Origin of the sequence: Aliifodinibius sp. S!AR15-10 (assembly GCF_031569985.1) — a bacterium.
Lineage (GTDB): Bacteria > Bacteroidota > Rhodothermia > Balneolales > Balneolaceae > JAMQKA01.
In genome coordinates, this window is the sequence record NZ_JAMQKA010000020.1 from 17705 (window position 1) to 38590 (window position 20886).

16 protein-coding genes are annotated in these 20886 nt (G+C 39.5%); 10 read left to right on the forward strand and 6 right to left on the reverse strand.

The genetic code is table 11. From position 1 onward, the window contains the following. Positions 1-2 precede the first annotated feature (2 nt). Positions 3-269 (reverse strand): hypothetical protein, encoded by a 267-nt coding sequence (locus NC796_RS13965; RefSeq protein WP_310685238.1) that lies wholly within the window; start codon positions 267-269, stop codon positions 3-5. A gap of 419 nt (positions 270-688) precedes the next feature. Between NC796_RS13965 and NC796_RS13970 the strand changes: the two genes are divergently transcribed. Both NC796_RS13970 and NC796_RS13975 read left to right on the forward strand, forming a co-directional pair. After that, the gene (locus NC796_RS13970) at positions 689-997 is read left to right on the forward strand and encodes a helix-turn-helix domain-containing protein (RefSeq protein ID WP_310685239.1); all 309 of its coding nucleotides are present in this window, start codon (positions 689-691) and stop codon (positions 995-997) included. A 134-nt stretch (positions 998-1131) separates the two neighbouring features. Beyond that, positions 1132-1398, forward strand: coding sequence for a hypothetical protein (locus NC796_RS13975; protein ID WP_310685240.1), 267 nt, complete (start codon positions 1132-1134; stop codon positions 1396-1398). Positions 1399-1470: 72 nt separating this feature from the next. Here the strand turns inward: NC796_RS13975 and NC796_RS13980 are convergent, their stop codons facing one another. The 3 genes from NC796_RS13980 to NC796_RS13990 all read right to left on the reverse strand — a co-directional run bounded on the left by NC796_RS13980 (position 1471) and on the right by NC796_RS13990 (position 4527). Beyond that, the gene (locus tag NC796_RS13980; protein WP_310685241.1) at positions 1471-2310 is read right to left on the reverse strand and encodes a hypothetical protein; all 840 of its coding nucleotides are present in this window, start codon (positions 2308-2310) and stop codon (positions 1471-1473) included. Continuing rightward, complete coding sequence (locus NC796_RS13985) at positions 2288-3283, reverse strand: type IV toxin-antitoxin system AbiEi family antitoxin (protein WP_310685242.1); 996 nt, start codon at positions 3281-3283, stop codon at positions 2288-2290. The genes NC796_RS13980 and NC796_RS13985 overlap by 23 nt, the downstream gene beginning before the upstream one ends. Before the next feature lie 158 nt (positions 3284-3441). Then, on the reverse strand, positions 3442-4527 hold the full coding sequence (locus NC796_RS13990) for a hypothetical protein (protein ID WP_310685243.1): 1086 nt from the start codon (positions 4525-4527) through the stop codon (positions 3442-3444). Between the two features lie 128 nt (positions 4528-4655). Between NC796_RS13990 and NC796_RS13995 the strand changes: the two genes are divergently transcribed. Continuing rightward, positions 4656-6014 (forward strand): hypothetical protein, encoded by a 1359-nt coding sequence (locus tag NC796_RS13995; RefSeq protein ID WP_310685244.1) that lies wholly within the window; start codon positions 4656-4658, stop codon positions 6012-6014. Between the two features lie 96 nt (positions 6015-6110). On the opposite strand, the gene NC796_RS14000 is transcribed toward NC796_RS13995, so the two are convergent. Continuing rightward, on the reverse strand, positions 6111-6644 hold the full coding sequence (locus NC796_RS14000; RefSeq protein ID WP_310685245.1) for a hypothetical protein: 534 nt from the start codon (positions 6642-6644) through the stop codon (positions 6111-6113). Between the two features lie 60 nt (positions 6645-6704). Next, positions 6705-7406: a hypothetical protein gene (locus NC796_RS14005; RefSeq protein WP_310685246.1), complete on the reverse strand. Its 702-nt coding sequence runs from the start codon at positions 7404-7406 to the stop codon at positions 6705-6707. 370 nt (positions 7407-7776) lie between these two features. On the opposite strand from NC796_RS14005, the gene NC796_RS14010 reads away from it, so the two are divergent. From NC796_RS14010 to NC796_RS14040, 7 genes are all read left to right on the forward strand, one after another. Beyond that, entirely contained in the window at positions 7777-8052 is a 276-nt protein-coding gene (locus NC796_RS14010; protein WP_310685247.1) for a hypothetical protein, read from the forward strand. Between the two features lie 1390 nt (positions 8053-9442). Further along, positions 9443-9727: a hypothetical protein gene (locus NC796_RS14015; protein ID WP_310685249.1), complete on the forward strand. Its 285-nt coding sequence runs from the start codon at positions 9443-9445 to the stop codon at positions 9725-9727. An 846-nt stretch (positions 9728-10573) separates the two neighbouring features. After that, the gene (locus NC796_RS14020; protein ID WP_310685250.1) at positions 10574-11080 is read left to right on the forward strand and encodes a hypothetical protein; all 507 of its coding nucleotides are present in this window, start codon (positions 10574-10576) and stop codon (positions 11078-11080) included. A 123-nt stretch (positions 11081-11203) separates the two neighbouring features. Continuing rightward, positions 11204-14476, forward strand: a complete 3273-nt coding sequence (locus tag NC796_RS14025) for a helicase-related protein (RefSeq protein WP_310685251.1) — start codon at positions 11204-11206, stop codon at positions 14474-14476. A 5-nt stretch (positions 14477-14481) separates the two neighbouring features. Further along, the gene (locus tag NC796_RS14030) at positions 14482-18111 is read left to right on the forward strand and encodes an Eco57I restriction-modification methylase domain-containing protein (protein WP_310685253.1); all 3630 of its coding nucleotides are present in this window, start codon (positions 14482-14484) and stop codon (positions 18109-18111) included. 6 nt (positions 18112-18117) lie between these two features. Beyond that, positions 18118-20340 (forward strand): P-loop NTPase fold protein, encoded by a 2223-nt coding sequence (locus NC796_RS14035; RefSeq protein ID WP_310685254.1) that lies wholly within the window; start codon positions 18118-18120, stop codon positions 20338-20340. Beyond that, positions 20340-20852: a hypothetical protein gene (locus tag NC796_RS14040; RefSeq protein WP_310685256.1), complete on the forward strand. Its 513-nt coding sequence runs from the start codon at positions 20340-20342 to the stop codon at positions 20850-20852. Before NC796_RS14035 ends, NC796_RS14040 begins: the two co-directional genes overlap by 1 nt. Positions 20853-20886: the final 34 nt, after the last annotated feature.

Genomic DNA, 20886 nt, shown 5'->3' on the forward strand with positions numbered 1-20886 from the left:
TCTTATATAAATGAATGATGTTTGAATTCCGGCGCGAAACCATCTCGTCCGGGAGAGACAGGTAAAGGAATGCTAAATCCAGCACTCCCAGTAGCAGAATTAACTTCGAATTTTTCGTCAATACCTTTTAATGCGCCACCACCTTTTGGCAATGAAATCCGGGGGATCTGGATGGCATTTGATTCAGAGGAATTTTCTTTTGTTAAATTAGAAATTCCTTTTTTTGACTCTGCTTGCTTCTCTGAATATTTTGGTTTAGTCCCGTGCATTGGAATCTCAGTAATGAGTGAATAACTATAGGACGTTACCTCAAGTAATTACTGATTTATTCCGAACGGCGATGCTGTTATATAAAATAGATTAAGATATGCTTGCTTCTCTTAATTGAATTTATCAGTTGTTTACTTTCTTCCCTTTGATATCATCTTAATCATATTTCCAATCACTTCCTATCTTTACTACCAAATTGTTTTATTTACATTCAATTTCTAATATTTTTTGCAACTTATTGGTAAGCATTCATAAATGAATCTAACAGGTAAGATTAGAAGTTAATCCCCTTCACCAGTGATACTCAAAGTTGGTACATTAGTGGGTACATAGCAGTTAATAATCGGCCTTATAAACCCGTAAATCCAGAAAAGGTGGGCGTCCGGCATTAGTGGATGCTGAAGGCAACAGGACGGAGTTGCCTGACGCCATTTATGGGATGATGGTTCACCTGATTTGTTCAATGAAGCAGGAGCGGTCCGTCATCATGATGCCAGAAGATGAAACCTTTACTACCCAAGCAGCAGCCAACTTTTTGGGCGTCTCACGACAGCATTTGGTCGATTTACTGAAAGACGGTGAGATACCTTTCCACAAGGTGGGTAGCCATCGCCGCGTCTATTTCCGGGATTTAAAAGAATACGCCGATCGTCGGGATTCGAAACGTCGCGAAACTCTGGATGATCTCTTAGATAAAGTAACTAAAGCTGAGAAATACGACACCTGATATATAGGTGATGAACGCTGATTATAAGGTTCTGATGGATGCCTGTGTATTAGTAAATTACGGTGTCTGTGATCTCTATTTACGTTTAGCTGAGAAACCCCGCCTTTTGCTTCCAAAATGGACGGACCAAATCCTTGATGACCAATGATGTGAAGGATCGTCATGTAGCAGCAGCGGCCGTTCGAGAGAAACTGGATATGATCATTACCTTTAATCTCAAAGATTTTGGTGATGAACACCTGAAAAAATGGAACGTGAAAGCCGTTCATCCCCAAGACTATCTACTCATCCTGTGTTCCATGAAACCGGCGGTATTTATGACCAAGCTTTCCATGATAGCTCAAAAACGAGGCGAGGATTTGGAGACGGTAGTGAAAAATCCTTCCCTATTCCATGGCTAATTCCTAAAAAGCTTTCAATTACTCACACTTCCATTTAATAGTTTTTTAACAGGATTGAGACGATTAGCATGATTAGCGCTCTACACCTTGTGTAATTCTATCTAAAAGTGCGGTTACCTTATCAGTGGTAAAAATTCCACCTTGTGCTATCAATTCAGGAATTCTTTGATGATGCTTTTTTGATAGGGAAAGAATATCCAGAATCCTATTTTTCAATGAGTTATTTGAAGCCAAAATAGGCTTTAACTCACGTCCTATTACATGGGCAGCGATATCCTCCAATCCTAAATCTTCATTATCAAATAGATCATTATGTTTACTGTAAATAAGCTTGTCCTCTATATGAAAATAGTGGCTGATTATAATGCCAACATCTTTGATGTCTTGAGTGCGTTTCTCTGGACGGTCATCAAAAGCGATTAGTTTTAGCAAAATAATGGAGGCAAGTGAGGCAATTTTAAAAGTAAGGCCCTCATCAGTTAAGATTGGTGCCAAGCCTTGTTGATAGATTTCCTTAAAGCCATTAACGTGAACCTTTGTAAGTCCGTCTCCCTCCACTTCGACTGCTTCATCAATTTCTACGGATCCAAATGGGAGCAGGTCAACGGGATAACCATAGGGAGTCAGTAAAGCAAAGGCATTCGTTGAGACTTCTTTAAAATCGTGTTTTTTAATTAGCGTAGACTTGATCTCTTCGTAATCTCCCGACTCCGAAATAAATACTGCTAAATCAACGTCTCTCGTAGCTCTGGTTTGGACTTCCTCCGTTGACAGCCACATATCTTTGGCTAAGGCTCCAATGACATAAAAATCCACATTAAATTTTTGAAAAACGGTTTCAAGTATTTCAATGACATCTTTTAAGCCTTCTTGATTGAAACTGGATAACTTAATCTTGTATGAACTCGCCATATATTTTATTAGCCACTTTAAAATTGCGTTCATCGCCCGTCAAGATTAAGTCTGCGTAGATAGCCAAAGGCGGGGCAGTCTCTTTCCCCTCTTCAGTATTCCAGAACGGCTCGTAAACCTGGACAGTACCATCAGGATCAGGCTTTAGTCTAAATTTATTCATTATATTAGCCTTAGTATGGGTTGTATAAAGAGTCAGATCCTGTGGCCTTAACATTCCAGTAAGTAAATCTGCACCAGCCTCACCACCCCAGACTGTTTGGTCATCAAGCTCCATCTTTTTCCAATCTACAGCCTCTTCTTTATCAATGAATACAAACGTACCTTTGTGTAGCTTTGGTTTCAGCTCTGTTTCATAAGCACCAATCCATTCATCAATCAATTCATCTTTACGTACTAACTGATAGTTCTTTTCGTCCTTTTTTATCAGATAATTTCTTTTCTTAAGTCCATTGATGACATAACCGATGGCTCCCAACGCTACATCGGCAGCTTCAGCAATTTCTCTATACGTTTTGTGAATCCAGGTTTCATCCAAAAGAAATAGGAAGACTACTTTCAATCCCGTTTTAGTAAAGGCTCGATCTCTATCAACTTTAACATGGAATGTCTCGTTGTGATCAACGAAGAGAAAGTGATCTTTGGTCCTGATATACATATTACCGGCTCCATCAATCCAGTTGATCCCATTGTTTTTTAGCTTTTCTTTTACATTCGGGAAAATTTGTCCACCAATCAGCAGAAATGGCTTATTGGTTTTGGCCAATTCATAAATTCTTGGAAGCTGGTGCGTCCTGACCTCTTTCTTTATTTCTGTAAAAAACTCTAAGGTCTCATCTGGAAGATGGAGCTTTACCTTTGTATCAACTTGATGCCCATCTTGGATATACGTCTCTCGTTCCTCAATCTCTAACTTAAATTGAGTGAGCTTCTCAAGGTTTTCTTGTGCTATGGGGAGTATACCAGGTTTCATTGTTCATTTTTTTATCATGTTCACGTTCCGTGAACAATTTAAATTAGTGAACAAATGGAATTATTCCAATTATCTCACAGTGAAAGTAATCATCAATTTTTACTGCAAAATTATCCATTCTTTTAGAACTAGGATGATCTAGGTTCAATACCTATGAATTACTCAAAAATCGATTTAATGGTCTTCTTAACAGGATTCAGTCGATCAGCATGATTGGTAGCCCAGTGTAGCCATGCTTTTACCTTGAGTTTTTCTTGCTTATTTAACTCAAGTTTCGATACTTCCTCTTCAACCTTGTTAATCAGATCGTAGATGTATTGGGCCTTAGTAAATGACGAGGCATGTTCTTCAAGTAGTTTTAATTGCTCCAACTCCTTGGATTTCTGTTGCTCGGCCTCTGCCCGTAATTGACGCTGTTTTTCCCTTATGCGATCTTCTTCCTCTTCCTTCTCCCTACTTACTTTCATTTTTTCAGCCAGCTCGAAAAGGGTGGGGAAGAATTCGTCCATTCTCTCTTCAAGCTTCTTATTTTTCCAATCCTTGATCGTTTTGTCCGGTGACCGGTACGAAGAAGAACACAAACTGAGTTTTAGTTTGCCGTTGGTACAATACTCATATTGACTGCTGTACCACCTCTTCGATGGATCTCGTTCTTTCTTCTTTCGGTATCCACCTTCTCGCATCTGAAGATAAATCTTCTCTTTGCCGATACGGACAAAAGATTTGGCTGAACGATTTACCTTTTCGGTCTCAACTTTAATGCCTTGCCGATTTAACTCCTTTACCAAAGCATCCAATATTCGCATAGCTCGTTTCACACTGTCAGGGCCAACCAATACATCCAAATAATTACTCCCATAAACCTGTACTCTGTTAAACTGGTTTAGATCACCCTCTTTCAATGCATTATATGTCTTTTTGATCAAGGGATGGGGATTATACAAGGTTTTTTTAACGACTATCGGTTTAACCTTTTTGGGTAATTTTTGTCTAAGGTCGATATCATTAATGTCTTCTTTCGAAATTTCGATTGAAGTTCTATCGAAATCAGGCAGTGGTGGTTGTTTTACTTTTTTATCATTTCGGATTTTTGACCAGTAACCCGATGGAGGAGTAGGAATATTTAGTTCTTTGCATGCTTTTTTAAGCTTAAGGTATGTAATCCCATACTTTTCTTGTATCTGATTCATTGGAACAGACCACAGCTCCTCATATAGTTTTATTCTTTCAAGAGTAATTTTCATGACATTAGATGTTAGTAAGTTTTCTAGCAATCATATCAACAAGGTTATTCGAGCTATTTTTATTTAGTTAGCACACTTTCCTATTTTGGCCTCGAATTTTGCAACAAATAATCATCTAAGATAGACTAATGAGTAAAAAAAAGGAAAGCACTAATGACGATGAAGCGAATGTTACAACAGTTAAAGTTCATGAGGGGAGACTACGAAAGCTGCTCCAATTTTTGAAAGAAAAAGAAGCCATAATCACGGTAGATCATGATATATATGGAAGATCGACTACAACACGCTATAGTGACAGCTCTGAAACAGAATACTCGATAAAGGATTTGGCTCTTTCCATATGGACAGATAAGACTTCTGCAACAGACTGGGTTTATTATGACTATCTAAAATCAGATTATGAAGTTAGCAGGAAGCGAACAGCCGGTAAATATCATCCATCCTACGAAAAGTTTATCGTAGGCATTACCTGTACGTTTATGGAGACACCCGGGATAGAAAACAGAGCCGAGAAAGAGCAGCTGTTTTTTTCGGGAGACCGCCCCGAACAGACTAACCTCCTTGCTACATTTCCCGATTTTCGGCAAGGGGTAAAGGACGAAATCAAGCAATTTGCAGCTCTTCTCCAAAACGGGTCCGAAGGATTTCCCTATCAGCAATTGCGTAACCACACCGCCCACCGGTGCCACCGGTATAAGAAACTGGAGAAAGATATTTTTCAATATTTAAAGGATGCAACTCCGTCAGAAGTGCAAGATATCGGTTCGAGGTTAGCTGAGGTAATGAGTGCGTACGGGGACCATTTAGAGCAGCTAGAAAGGGGAGGCACCAGTCATGAAAATCCCAAAGATGGACAGGTGGTTGAAGATCGGCTCCAGTTCAAGGAGTTGTCTGAACCGGAGGATATTGCAATCAGCTTGGAGGAAGAGCAACAGTTGGAAGATATTGGATTTGAAGATGCTTTTTCGGGAAAAGAGCATTGGTTGGACGGACTGCGATTCAAAAAGATTACCTATTGGAAACAGGCACTTGATGAGGTAGCTATCTCGGAGTGGCCGGACTATGTCCTTGAGCATATCCTGCTGGCCTATTTTGAACTGAATACGGTATGTTCCCAGATAGTAGATCTTCGGGACCAGGTGTATAACGAGGTGAGCTATTACGTTAAAAACTCTATGGATGGTAAGGAGATTTTTACTATTAAAGAGGTACTGACCCACCACGATTTGGCTTCGATGCTTTCACAGTATGAATATGAGTCCAATGCGTTTGTAGATGCTCTGCGGTCCGATGGGAACCTGCTGGATAAGCCACTGAAGCAGCTGCCACAAAACTTTGATGGGGTATCATCCCCGGACCGGCTTTTTTACTCGCGCATTGAAAAGCTGCTCTGGGAATATCTGCTGTTCCGTATGTGCGATAGTTGCCAGCTGAACAAAGATCACGTGGCCGAATTTTATACGCCATTATATAATCCTGCCAAATAAATGTGTTAAGGTGGACAAGAGTTATGTCCACCTTAACCTTTCTTCTCTTTTTAAAGCACGTAGAGGATGCACCGCTTTGATAGCGTGGTACCAGGCTTATCCATAGGCCGTTCTATCAGACTTACTATCAATATCGGGTGTAGTTACGGTAAATGCTCTTTCGGCAGTATGTAGCTCACGGCTTTCCTTGTATTTAAATTCAGCTTGTGCCAGTAAAATACTCCATGTAGCTGGAACTCTGGTCACATATGAAAAGCGTTGCTGTACGCCCGGTCGTACAAAAAAATATTTCATACGTTCGGGTATAATATTCTCCTCAAATTTTTTGTGAGGGAAATAGGCCAGGGGTTCTCGCCCCTGCCATTCGTTGATCCCCTCATCTGATGCAATACCCCGAATGCGTAGCGTGATACCATCGAATTGATGTTCTATGCGACCTTGATTAATGGCTTGCAGCCGAAAAGCTACAATATAGTAGCCTTGCTGAGGACCGTGGAAATCGCATTCCAAATCAAATTCAATACGTGGTTTATGGGCTCCTTCATGAAAGAATCGCCAATACGTCCAGATCGCACCCACTACTACCACCAGCGTTTGCAGCGTACCTAGTATCATTTCATATTGCAGCATATATTCCCTCCCTTTGTTTATTATGTAACAGTTTATACCGGCCCAACATGGCGGTAAAATCTAAGTTGATTCAAACCATGCCTGCACCTGGTTTGATAGCTTCATTTTATTCTCTGAGAACTGCCTTACCCTGTGGGCATTGGCCCCCGAGGGATGAGGAAATCCTGACAGAATCTGTTGTTTTTCTAGCTTGACACGCTTTCGCACGTAAAAAATACCTTCAGCAGCTTTTTTACCCAGGGGGATAATTAAGCAGTTTTTAAACTCGCGTAACTCTGAAACCAATACCGATTCCAGCATTGATCTCAAAAAAGGATGCGATAACAAATCAGGTTTATACCCATTGTAGTTTTTGCCACCGCTAAAAACCGGATATTTAAGGATGGAGCTGTAGGCCAATATCTTCGTTCCAAATAAATCGGCAAAGGAATCTACCTGGAAGTACCTGTGCACCCCCAATTCATCAAACATCTCAATCAAATTTTTTCGCATCGATCCGGCAAAGGCAATTGTGGACATCGCTTTTAACTTATCCCCTTTTTTGGGGCGCAATGCAATTCGATAAGCAATCTGCATTTGGGTCCAACCAGGTGTAATCCCGTATAAAGCTATCGTTGCTTTTGTGTTTATCTTGCCCAGAGGAGCATACCAACATTCTATTTTGTCATCACCAAATATTTCCAACTTAGGACTTAGATCCTCTATCCCATTTGGAATCTGGTCCGGCAAATAGTTCTCATATTTTTTATGATCGATTTTCATTGGGAATACTTTCTCTGCAGTAACCGGGTAACATTCTGTATCCAGGTTACAGAGGTTTGAGTATAGTGGATATAAATAGTATACAGATAAATCCGCATTTGAGGTAAAAACAGAATCTCCGAATCGGCCTTTACCGGAGAGTTGAAAAATTACTGTGGGAGTACCCGCACTTTCGTATGTGCGATAGCTGCCAGTTAAACAAAGATCACGTGGCCGAATTTTATACCCCCTTATACAATCCTGCCAAATAAACCTTTTGGGTGGACACGGTTTTTGTCCACCCAAACTATTCTCCTCCCATTAAAGGATTATTGAGTTGCAACGCCGGGAAAGCCCCGGCATCAATCGCAACTCAAATCCTTAGTTAGCTATGCATATCAAACACTATTTGACGTCTGGAGAAGCTGTTGAATACTTGCAACAGCAACTGAAACAAGAAGTTCACTATTACGACCTGGATAACCTCATACGAGCCGGTGACATAGACCCACCCGAAAAAATAGGTGGTCGCCGGATGTGGTCTCACAATGACCTGCGTGCGGCCGCCAAAGCACTTCGCATCAGAAGGGCCAAGCGACCAGAATTGACTGCCAAACGCTCACTGCTTGACTCGGAAAAGGAGAAAACAAGTAACGCATCAGGTTAAATTAAACCCAATAAATTTAAAAAGCAGTCGAAAAATGGATATCGAGTATCAAGTTAGATCCATCTACTCCGGAAGGTTGGTTTATAAATCAAATTCCAGGAAAGATATCATCAAATATTTGAACAAGCGGAATCCCAGTGCATGTGATGTGTACTGGGTCACACCGCGGTCAAGTAGGGTTCGCTGTATCTCAAGAGGGGACAGATTTGTAGTCGAAAATCATATAACTGTTTCAAATAATCCCAACCAAATGTCTCTAATCTAATTTGTGGGCCAGGCAAAAGATGCATTTAACATCCCAACAGAGCTCTCTGACTATTGCAGACCAGCTTAATATCGACCGTCTGTTCCAAGGGTTCCAGTTGGATTAATTCTCCCATTTCTTTGGGCTATAATTTGTGAATAATCTTCTCTTTTTCGGCTTTCTTATTCGGGGGTTTAAAGAGCTGGATTATTTGGCTGGATGTTGACCGATTTCCCTAAATTATTTAAGTGAGATTTTCTGATGTGTAAATGTAGCGCCAAGAATGGATTATGAATCTGACGTTGGCAAAAATGGAATGCTTATGTATTTGATATTTATACACTTAATTACCGTCAGAAAGTACGTCATATTTACGTCATATCAACGTCATAAACGTCAGATTTACGTCAGATAATTTGAGGACTATCTGACGTAGTTTCTAACGTAGAAACTTTTCAATAAAAACAGGGACTTAGGGCAAATTTTGGAGATACGTCATAAACGTCAGATTCCAAAAGCCCCCCCAAGAAAAACACACATACTCCACTTGCCCCGATTTTAATAATTTAGGTGAAAACGCCTTATTACTCACTCCTTGTCAGTTTCGTTTAAACGGGGTATTTAGGTCAAACTGAAACCTATTACCGCTGGCAAGATCGGCTTGTATCTGGCGTACCACGGGAGTGCTCATCAATAAATATTGACTTGCCAGTCGAAATGGTGAGGAAGAAACAGGTTTAATAGCGTGGGTAAGAGAGTTAAGTACTCCCAGTAGTATTTTCTGGACTTACTAACTTTAGCACTTAATACATATGGTTCGCCCGAAGTCCACGCTATAAAACTCAACGAAAATCAATCATCCTCGTATGTGTAAATCAGAAAGGAGGGAGATACTAAATAGGATTGAATTCCAACTCCTGGCCTGAAACGTTCTCAAAGGTGCTTTTTCTGTATGAAGGGTATAAAAGGTTTTTTAAATAATGCTATGAATGGACAACGGTAAATCAAGGTAAATACAGGATAAAAATAACCCAACGTGCCTAAATTATTTAACCGGGGTATTTTTTATCAGAAAACCCCTGAAAGTGAAGTTTCAAAGTTTCATTGTCCCATAAATAGCTATAATAGTCTATAAACCCCGATTTAATGAAACTTTTCCTTGAAACTTCTTTGAAACCTCTTGAAACTTTTTTTGCCGTTCGTGAAACTTTTGAAACCTGTCAAGTTTCAAAAAAGTTTCAAAAAATAAATGGATTAAGACAAGTAAAAACAGTGACTTATAAAAATAACTCAATTTCAATGAAACCTGCCAAGTTTCATGAAAAATCGCTGCCTGAAGCCTGTAAGCCTACAAAAATGGGGTATTTGGAATCAATGAAACTTTTTTCTAGGGGGTGTGCTAATTCCGGAATTTTTAAAAAGGCCGGTTAAATTATTTAGGCAAAATCGGCTAATAGTTTATTCCTTGTCAGAATTGGTTAAGCGGGGATTGGTCCAAGGCCGATTGAATGGTGCAGTTGAACAGGGGCCTGGTTCAAATGAGTGCAGGTAGCTCCACACCCTTGTATAGGGGTTCAGTAAAATCCCCTAAAATCCAATTTAATTGCGCTTAATTGTATAAAATTCCATTTAATTGGCGGTAAAATCCAGTAAACTCCATTTAATTCCGCTAAATTGTACACCTTAGAAAGATGGGGGATGGTATTACAAGTCAGAAAAAAACGAGCATTGGTCCTATTTTAACTAATAGAACATTACCTTTCATATCCTTATTAACCGGTTTAAGGTTTTTAAAATCAGATAAACTGGGATATAATCGAGTTCGAAACCAATGGAAGCCACCTTTTACCGTTAGGGGGGGAGGGCTAAAATGTTTATTTTCTTTAAATATTTTACCTTTGGCTCATAAATGTTCCACCAGTTGTATTTTACGCGGATTTTTTCAGTGCAAAACAGTTCTGCAAAGAAATGAATTTTTCAAAACGGGAAATCCAGTCAGATTGATTTGAATGGAGGTTTCCTGTTTAGCAAAGCTCTCTTGGTAGGGGGGAGGGGCAACCTTAAAATGTTTAAATTTTTCTTTTAAAAACCTCAGATATACTACTTTTAGAATAAAATTTGCCAACGTAAAGCCTGAATTTCTGATTTTCATAAACTATGATAGCTATGGTACAGGATCAGCCCTTAGGTTTTATTTTTTGAATTTGGCCAATATGAATAGAAAATTCAGTGCGTAATTTAAAAAATTAACTTGGTTAGAAATTTCGGGCGTTGGCAATGAAATCCTTATCGGTGCAAATAGACTCATTCACATCCCAACTTGATGAAATAAACCGGCAGTACCATGAGCACAATAAGTTAGAATTTATTGCCTGTGAGTCCGGTAAAAGGCTCAAGGTTACCTGTCAAACCCAAGCAAATGAGACTGTCGCTCTTACCGACTGGCTTGATCCCCAACAGGCGGTAGAATACCTTCAGAAATACAAACAAAAATATTGCCTGGATCCGAATAAGTTGGAGAGGTTCTTTTCTTTTTCAGATGCTGCTAAAATTATTTCTATTCACAGATTAAAACCTACCAGGGCGAGAAAAAAGGGGATACGCAATGCCTTTAAATACATGCGTGAAGCCTACCATGGGTTACGGTCCAAGCGTAAACCTATCAGCGTCAGGCCAAGTGGGAAATACAAGAATTGTTATGATATTTTGGATGGGAATTCTACCTGGCATGTGGCTAAAAAGATTGGGATGGAGGTTTTACCTGCACAGATTGTAAAGGGTTAATGAATGGTAATATGTAAAATCTATGAGCTTTTACCTCCTTTTATTCCTTTAATCTTACCAGACTTCTGTTATTTTAGATAAAAATTGTTTGACAAGATTTTAATCTGGGTACATTCGTAATAGATGGCTTCTCATTTTTTTACTAATCAAAAAGGCGATGAGCTTCAAAAGAAGTTCAAGGGGATATTCAATAATTACGTAAACTTATATGCCTTCCATGCAGTAGTCGGATATTTCCGTGCCTCCGGTTATCATGCAATACGAGAACACCTGCTCAAATTGGGTGATGTGAAAATTTTGGTCGGTATAAATGTAGACCATATGATTGCCGAGGCTAAGCGACGTGGGTTGATGTTTATGGGCGATCCCAAAAAGACGCGTGAAGAATTCGTAAAATGGATGCAGGAGGATATTAAAGATGCTGAGTATTCAAAGAAAGTAGAAGAAGGCATTCTACTTTTTATGGAAGATATTATTGACGGGAAAATTGAAATCCGCGCCCACAAGAAGAAAAACCTGCATGCCAAGATTTACATTTTTCTACCCGAGGACTTTCATGAGGATGCTCAATACAGTGTCATAACCGGTTCTTCGAACTTAACACATTCCGGCCTGGGTAACGGTGATGAAGATGCTAATTATGAATTTAATGTAGAGTTAAAGCGGTACGACGATGTAAAATTTGCTGAGAGTGAATTTCAGAAGTTATGGGCAGATGGAGAGGAAATTCTTCCGGAAGACATCCAAAAAGCTAAAAAGGATACCCATATTGGCAAAGAGTTTACCCCATTTGAACTCTACATTAAATTTTTGATTGAGTACTTTGGTAAGAACATTGACTATGACCCTGAGACGGTAGGTGATGTCCCCAAACAGTTTATGAAACTTTCCTATCAGATTGATGCCGTTAATCAGGGTTTCCAGATGCTGGAAGATTATAACGGCTTCTTTTTGGCTGATGTAGTTGGTACCGGTAAAACCGTGGTGGCAGCTATGTTGGCCAAACGGTTTATTATTGCGAACGGTACTGGCGATACCAAGATATTAGTCGTATATCCTCCGGCATTAGCCAAAAACTGGAAGCGTACTTTTCGACTATTTGGAATTGATAAGTATGCAAAATTTATTACCAATGGTAGTCTGCATAAGATTGTGGAAGATCGGGATTTAGATTATTGGCCAAAGGAAGATTATGATCTGGTGATTGTGGATGAAGCTCATAAATTCCGCAATAAGAAAGCGCAAATGTTTGAGAATCTTCAGATCATCTGTAAGGCGGGACGCTATAATAACGGTCTGATAAATAGTGAAGAAAAGAAAGTAGTGTTGGTATCGGCTACCCCCTTAAATAACCGTCCTGAAGACATCTATAATATGATTCAGCTCTTTCAGGATGCAAGGCGATCAGATCTTCCGGTGACGAATCTTACCTCCTACTTTTATCCCCGTATCAAGCGGTACGAGGAGATTATGAAAAGGAATGAACCTGATATTGAGGCTATTAGGGAGTTATATGCTGATATCAGAGAGAAAATATTGAAGCCAATAACAATCAGGCGTACCCGAAGAGATCTGGAAAATGTGGATCAATATCGAGAAGATTTAAAGAAGCAGGGAGTGGTATTCCCCGATATTGCAAAACCCCGAAAACGAGAGTATGAATTGGGTGATGAATTGCGAAGCTTATTTTTTGAATCTCTTGATTCCATTCTCGATGAGGATAAAATCGGTTATTATCGATACCAGGCAATAAAATATCTCGATGAAGAAATTAAAGACGAGTATTACGAAACAGCAGATTTGACATCTCGTCAACTGGCACGAATGATGACGACTTTATTGGTCAAGCGGCTGGAAAGCAGCTTTAAGGCGTTTAAGGATACATTGCATAATCTGCGCGACTCTACGGCCAACATGATCCGCACCTACGAAAACGGAAAAGTATTCGTAGCTCCGGATCTTGACGTAAACAGGCTAATGGACGAGGGATTGACAGATGATGAGATTGAAATGAAGATTTTATCGATCTCGGATGAAAAGCCCGGTAATCGAACATTTGAGCCAGACGATTTCCGACCGGAATTTATCGAAGGTTTGCGAAACGATTTACAAACTTTGGATGCACTCTGTGATCAATGGGACGATGTAGATCAAGATCCGAAATTTAACAAGTTCCTGGATATGCTCGAAAATGAGCTTCTTGACCGTTCCATCAACCCATCTGGCAAACTGGTTATCTTCTCAGAAGCAAAATCGACTATTGAAGACCTAACCAAAAAGCTAAAAGAACATGGTTACGATCGTGTACTAACGGTTTCGGCTGATAATCGAAGCCGCGTATTTGAAGAGGTACTGGCTAACTTTGATGCCAATTATGAAGGAGAGGTTAAAGACGAATATGATATTATTATTACCACCGAGGTGTTGGCCGAAGGTGTGAACCTGCATAGGGCAAATGTAATCGTAAATTATGATACCCCTTGGAATGCAACCCGTTTGATGCAGCGTATCGGTCGGGTAAACCGGATTGGAACACGGGCTGACACCATATATAATTATAACTTTTACCCTTCTGATGAGGGGGATATGATTATATCGCTTAAGAAAAAAGCACTGGTAAAACTACAAAGTTTCCATTCAGCTTTTGGAGAAGATTCGCAAATCTATTCTTTGGATGAGGTAATTGAAGAGTTCGAACTGTATAAAGAGGGACAAAAAGATGACGAAGACATCCGTCTTAAATACCTGGAATTTATTCGCAATTTTAAAGAAAACAATATTGAAGACTTTCGTCGCATAAAACGGCTTCCCCTTAAGGCAAGAACGCTCCGATTTGCTGAAGAAAATGACCAAGGAACGGTTTGTTTCCTCCGAACGGACGATAAGAAGGAGCTATATTATATAAGCAAAGATGAGCAGGTCGTAGGGCTAAACTTTGAGGAAGCCGTAAACCTTTTTGAAGCAACAGAAAAAGAAGAACCGCTTGGTGAATTACCGAATTGGCATTACGAGCATATTAATTGGGCTAAAGAGCAATATCAAAAGGATATTCAGGAATCAACCCCTGAAGGAGCCGTGACTGAAAAAAAAGACGCGAGGTATAACCGGGCGGCACGCTTTTTAAAAGATATCAAACGATATGTGGATTCTGATCAGATGGATGAGGTATATCGTCGGCTTAAGAAGCTGATGGACGAAGGAACCTACGCTAATTTACTGACGGAGATAACGCGTGTACTCAACAAAAAAGCAAAGCCTTCAATATCTTTCAGAGAATTAAAAAAGATTGCTGATAAGTATAGCAGTCGCCTCAAATTCTCTGATGAGAAAAAAGATAAAGAACAGGATCAGACGCTCCTACAACCGGAAATCATTATCTCTGAGAGTTTTAAATAAGTACCATGGATCAAGAACAACTGCAACAGATACTTTCATCTCACTATAGCCAGGAAGAATGGATTGAACTGCTTAAAGTAGTTTTCCATACTGGTGATGTATTTCAATCCCCTCAACCGTTGCCTGCCCTCCCCGGTAATTTGGCCAAAGAAGGTTTTCAGCTTGGACGTTTTAAAACATCGGACGGTTATGAAATCGGGGTATTTGAAGTCCACCTGAAAGAAAGTGTAGAACTGCACCGCAATCGCGTAGGTGTTCGTAACCTTTTACGTAGTTACTACAAGCAACTGGATGGTGTTTTTGCGGTATTTAAGCAGGGAAACAGTTGGCGATTTTCATTTATCTCCCAACTCCGTGACTGGGATGAGAAACAGGAAGAATGGGTACTCGATGAAACCGAACCCAAGCGTTATACCTACCTTTTAGGTAAAGGGCAGGCGGTTAAAACGGCTACTGATCGCTTTAACCGACTTGTTGAAAGCAATCGCGTAATTTTTGATGACATCAAAGAGGCATTTTCAGTTGAAAAGCTGAACAAGGAATTCTATAAAAAAGTAGTTTCCTCTTTTTATGATCTTCTTGGTGTAAAGGAACCAGGACGCGGAGGCGAGCAACATCCCCACCTGTTGGAACTGCCGAGTGTTTCCAAAGAGGATAAACAAACCCACCAGGAGTTTGCCGTTAGGCTAATCGGACGTATTGTGTTTTGCTGGTTTTTAAAGTTTAAAAAGTCCGAACAGGGAAATCCTATTATTACAGAGGATGCATTGTCCTCAGATGCGGTTACGGAGGACTATTATCACCAAAAGCTGGAGCGGTTGTTCTTTCAGGTACTGAATACCCAAAAAGAAGACCGCCGAGAGGAGCTGCCGGAAGAATACAAAGATATTCCCTTCCTTAATGGTGGATTGTTTGAACCGCACAGCCACGATTTTTTTGATCCCGATAATAATACCGGTATCTCGAAGTATCTGAATACATTAAAAATACCCGACAAATGGTTTCGTGAACTTTTTACGGTGTTGGAGCAGTACAACTTTACTATTGATGAAAACAGTGTAGAAGATGCGGACGTATCGGTAGATCCGGAGATGCTGGGACGCATTTTTGAAAACCTATTGGCAGAAATTGATCCGGCTTCAGGTAAAACAGCTCGTAAGGCGACCGGCAGCTACTATACGCCACGGGAAATTGTAGACTACATGGTAGACGAGTCACTCAATAAATATCTGAGTAAGGAAACTGGTATCGACGAGAGACGACTAATGCCCCTCTTTAAATTTGATACAAATGTTGAACATACCATCAATGCCGATGAAAAAGAGGAATTGATTCGAGCTCTGAACAATGTAAAGGTCCTCGATCCCGCTTGCGGTTCAGGAGCATTTCCGATGGGTATCCTGCAAAAGATGGTTCGCGTGCTTGAAAAGATCGATCCAGAATCAAAACGGTGGAAAGATCTGCAACTGGAAAAGATACCGAGTACTATAATCCGACGAATGGTCCGTAAACGCTTGGATGATGCCACGGTAGAGTATGCCCGTAAGCTGGGTATTATTCAGCACTCGATATATGGCGTAGATATCCAACCGATTGCTGCTGAGATCAGTAAGTTGCGTTGCTTCCTTTCACTGGTGGTAGATGAGCAAGTTGATGAGGCTAAAGAGAACTGGAATATCGAACCGCTTCCCAACCTTGAGTTTAAGTTTTTGGCGGCCGATTCCCTTAAGAACCTACCCCAGGAAGATTCCGGCCAAGTTGACCTGTTTGGGTCCGATGATCTGCTAACTCGTTTAAGCCAAATCCGTGATGATTACTTGCAGGCTTACGGTGAAGACAAAGAACTTCTGAAAGAAAAGTTTGCGAAGGTGCAAGATGCTATTATGGCTAAAGAGGTTGAAAGCGGCGGACCTAAAAGCGAAAGAGCCATTCAGCTTTCGGCATGGGAACCATTTGAAGATTCCGTAACCGATTGGTTTGATCCGCAATGGATGTTTGGCGTGGAGCAGTTTGATGTTGTGTTGGGGAATCCGCCTTACGGAGGCGATAAAATTGCCAATAGCCTTAAAAAAGAGATGGAGCTGGGCAGTAAAGATCCATATGGAGCTTTTATCGCCCGATTTTTGCCTGAAGGTACGGAACAAAGTCCGCTGGCAGATGAAGGCCTTCTTTGTCTGATTGTCAGCGATACTTTTATGACGATTAAAACGCATCATGAGCTGCGCGAAAAGATGATGGACAATTACATCCACAAGATGATTCGCGTACATAAGGATACCTTCGGAGCCACAGTTAACACAGCCATTATTTTATGCGAGCGCAATGAATTCCCAAGATCGGAAGATAACGATCAGCCTGAGCGCGAATTTGACGAGTCACACACTTGCCTGATGGCTGACCTTACCCAAGTTTCCATTCACAAGCAGCATGAGAAATTTTTGCAACTCCTCGAAAAAACTGTGCAGTACGAGCATCCCTTGGCCGAACCGGAGGAAGAACAGGCTGGAGAAAAAGACGGTGTTCTTTATATGGCCAATGACCCTTGGACAATCGAAAGCAGCGAAGAATATGCCATCTATACCTACCCACAAGCAATAATCAGCCATAATAGCAACAAGCCGTTTTTTGTAGCGAGTCCTAAGCTCTTTGCCCTAATGTTTGATGATGAGAGTATAACCACTAAACCGGTCTCTTTAAATGGAGAGGAATTTATAGCCCGAGAAGTAACTCTTAATGGTAAAGAAGTAAAGGTTGTTAAGCTGGGACAAATAGCAGATGTGAAGCACGGACTAACAACAGGTGATAATTACACTTATATATTTAGAGATGAAAATGGACGAGGTGGATACTCATTAGTTGATCGCTCTTTAGTTGTAGATCCCAAGAAATACGATTTGCTCACTACTGAAGAAAAAAAGTATGGATTTGATGAAGATAAATTTGATGGCAAATATTTGCTGAAATATGACAAAGGTGGTGAGTCAAGTAGTGGTGATGGTTGGCTACCAAATTACAATGTCGAAACGAGTTATTTTATTGATTGGCGCAGGTCGAGTGTTGAAAAGATGATGAAGCTTAAAGGACATCGACATGACAATCCACAATATTATTTTGAAAAAGGAATAACTTTTTCTTCAAGAGGTGTCTATTCTCCTACTTTTCGTTTTAATCATCCTGGTCCTTTTGATAAAGAAAGTTCATGTATTTTTTTAGCGGAGGATTTAATTAAACCGGTCATTGGTGTCCTCAATTCTAAAATAATACGCTTTTTCTTTCGGAACATTGTTATCCATACTGTATCAGCTGAAGTTGATACTATTAAAGAAATTCCAATAACGGTGGATAGGATGGTTCTTAAAGAAATTGAAAAAAAAGTGAATGAAATTTTAGTTAAGCAAGAAGATAATTCTAAATACGATTATTCGAGTAATGAACAGATTGAAATTGATAACCTGGTTTATAATGGTTTTGGTCTTAATTCAAATGACATTCTCGAAGTAGAAAACTGGTACGCCCGCCGCTATCCCCGGTTGGTAGAGGCCCAAAAAGAAAACCTGGTTGAGCAAGGGAAGCCTACCGATTATTTAGAGCTGTATAAGATGGTGGAGGAAGGGGAGAAAATCGCAACAGATTAGATTAGTATGTTAAATTCTGAAAGAGAAGAAGTAATTTATGCTGGTGATCAGGCTTTAAAAGATCCTGATGATGATAAGTTTAACAGAGCTGGATTTGCTAAGCGAGTCTCAAAAATATTAACAAATAAGCAAGATTCGGCCCCTCTTGTAATTGGGATTTATGGCAAATGGGGAGAAGGAAAAACAAGTGTTGTAAACTTTATCAAGCACTATCTTGATCAAAATGATGATATAATCTATTTAGATTTTAATCCTTGGCGGTACAATGATGAGGATGAGCTCTTAAATAGCTTCTTTAAGCAGTTTTCTCAAGGAATAAGTAAAAAGCTTGGAGTTAAAGGTAAAGAAATTGCAAAAGGATTACTTACCTATTCAGGTTTAATTTTAGCGTTTGCAGAGCCTATCACTGGTTTAAGTGTTTTGTCGAGTCTCGGATGGATAGACAAACTTAAGGCTTTATTTAGTAGTGCAAATAATTTTGTTTCAAGTAATGATCTGCAACCCTTGGTAGATTCAGTTCAAGAATCGCTTGAAAACTCTACTACTCTTGAAAAGCAAAAGGAAAATATAAATGAGGAATTAAAGAAGACAGGCAAAAAGCACGTTGTTTTCATAGACGATATCGACCGTTTAGACAATAAAGAAATACAGTTACTCTTCCGGATCATCAAACTCACTGCTGATTTTGAAAATGTGATTTATGTCCTCTCCTTTGATCCTGAAATGGTTGCAGCAGCACTGGATGAAAAGTATCCTGGTGATGAGAATGAATCGGGATTAAACTTTCTTGAAAAGATCATCCAAGTCCCTTTAAAACTCCCAAAAGTTAGAAGAACAGATCTTTTAAATGATGTCTTGTTTCCTGGAATCAACGATCTGTTGGAAACCTATTCTTTTAACTTAAATAATGAAGAAGAACGTAATATCGCAGATGCGCTACAAGGCAATTTAGAGAGAAGACTTTCAACTCCAAGAATGGTTAAACGGTATTTAAATGGCCTTGCTTTTGCACTTCCAATTCTAAAAGGAGAAGCTAATCCGCATGATATAATCTTGGTGGAAGGATTACGAATCTGCTATCCGGAAGCCTATGACTTCGTATATAGAAACAAAGGAGTTTTTATTTCTGATTTTAAGAAATCAGTATATCCATCTTCAGATGAAGTAAAGAAGGAACATGAAGAAATCAGGGAAGATTTTTTTAAGAGCAGAGATAAAGATTTAAGGATTTTACTTGGTAATTTATTTCCAAGGATAGGTAAAAATAATTTCACAAATATTTCAGATGATGAGTTATCAGAGGCTCAGCGTATAAGTTCTTCTCATTATTTTGAAAGATATTTTACCTATTCGGTTCCAAATCAGGATATAAAAGATCAAGATTTCCAAGATTTTTTAGAACGGTTTTCAAAAGGTGATGAAGAAGGAAGCATTAAAAAGGCCAGAATGCTAATTGAACAAACTGATAATGATGTTTTTATAAGAAAACTTGAAGAAAATGAAGAGAAAATCCTTAATTCTATAGATCCCTCCTTTGCTATACTTCTCTCAAAGTTAGGCCACTATTTTTCCAAGCGTAATGCAGGCATAAATTTTAGTTCCCCCCTTCGTCGAGTCTCAAAACTTATCAGGGATATTATTGTTAGCATCTCTAAAAGTAATAGATATGAATTGAGTGAAAAAGTTCTGGAGCATTGTAGCAATATTGTACTCACAGCAGAAATAGGAAGACATCTTCACAAACAAAATAATGACGAACGGATATTAACCGATGAAGAGCATGAAAAGTTGGTGAAATTTGTGTCCGGAAAAATTCGAGAAGATGCCAAAAAAAATGGGCCATTTTATGAGAGAGAAAATACGGAACAGGATTCTGTATTTCTTTTTAATATTTGGAAGGCTGGGTCTACTGGGAGGGAGGTGTCTAATCATATAAAACAAAAAATTGGTAATTCTCCAGATAGTGCTATTCAATTCTTACGCTCATTTATGGCTACAGTCCATTCTTCAGAGGGATACTTTCAACATGGGAAATTTGAAATTGACGAATATAATTATGTCAAAGATTTGATCGATCCAAAGTTTATTTATGATTTGCTGAAAAAAGAATATTCAGATGTAATGGATCAACCGAAGAGCATACGAATAATTAGCTATAATGATGACTTTGAAAAGGGTCTGGCGCAAAAGTTTGCTTATTATTATTTGAATGACGAAAAAGATAAATAATGAGAGAAAAGAAATTCAGCATTTGGAACATACTGATTGTACTAATTCTGATTGCCCTTGTAGTTATTTGGCTCATATCATTAGGGCAGGTATCATCAGATGAAATATCACGACCTGATGAGTTTAAAGAAGATCGGGAGCATGCAAAACGCAAACATAAATGGTATAAAACGAAATTAAGGAGTCAGAAGAAGTTAAAAGCCCAACTCGACAAGAAGTTCAAATTAATCCATTTTGGAATGCGAATGGGTTTATTCCTCTTGTGGGTCGGGACCATGTTAGGCTTGCACTTCTTGGGACTAATAGCTGGTTTAGGAGGAGTCGTGGCTTATACCGCTGGTATTTCTGGTTGTGTAATTGGAGCCAATTACTTGTCCACGGGCACTTATTATGATTTAAAGGAACTTGCCGATATTGTAAAAATCCGATCCGAAAACTGGGTTTATGGAAAGTTTACAGATTTGGATGAACGAATTGAATTCAGTCAGAATAAGGCCGAACAGCATATCTGATTTAGATATTGAGAGTACAAACCAGTATTAATTA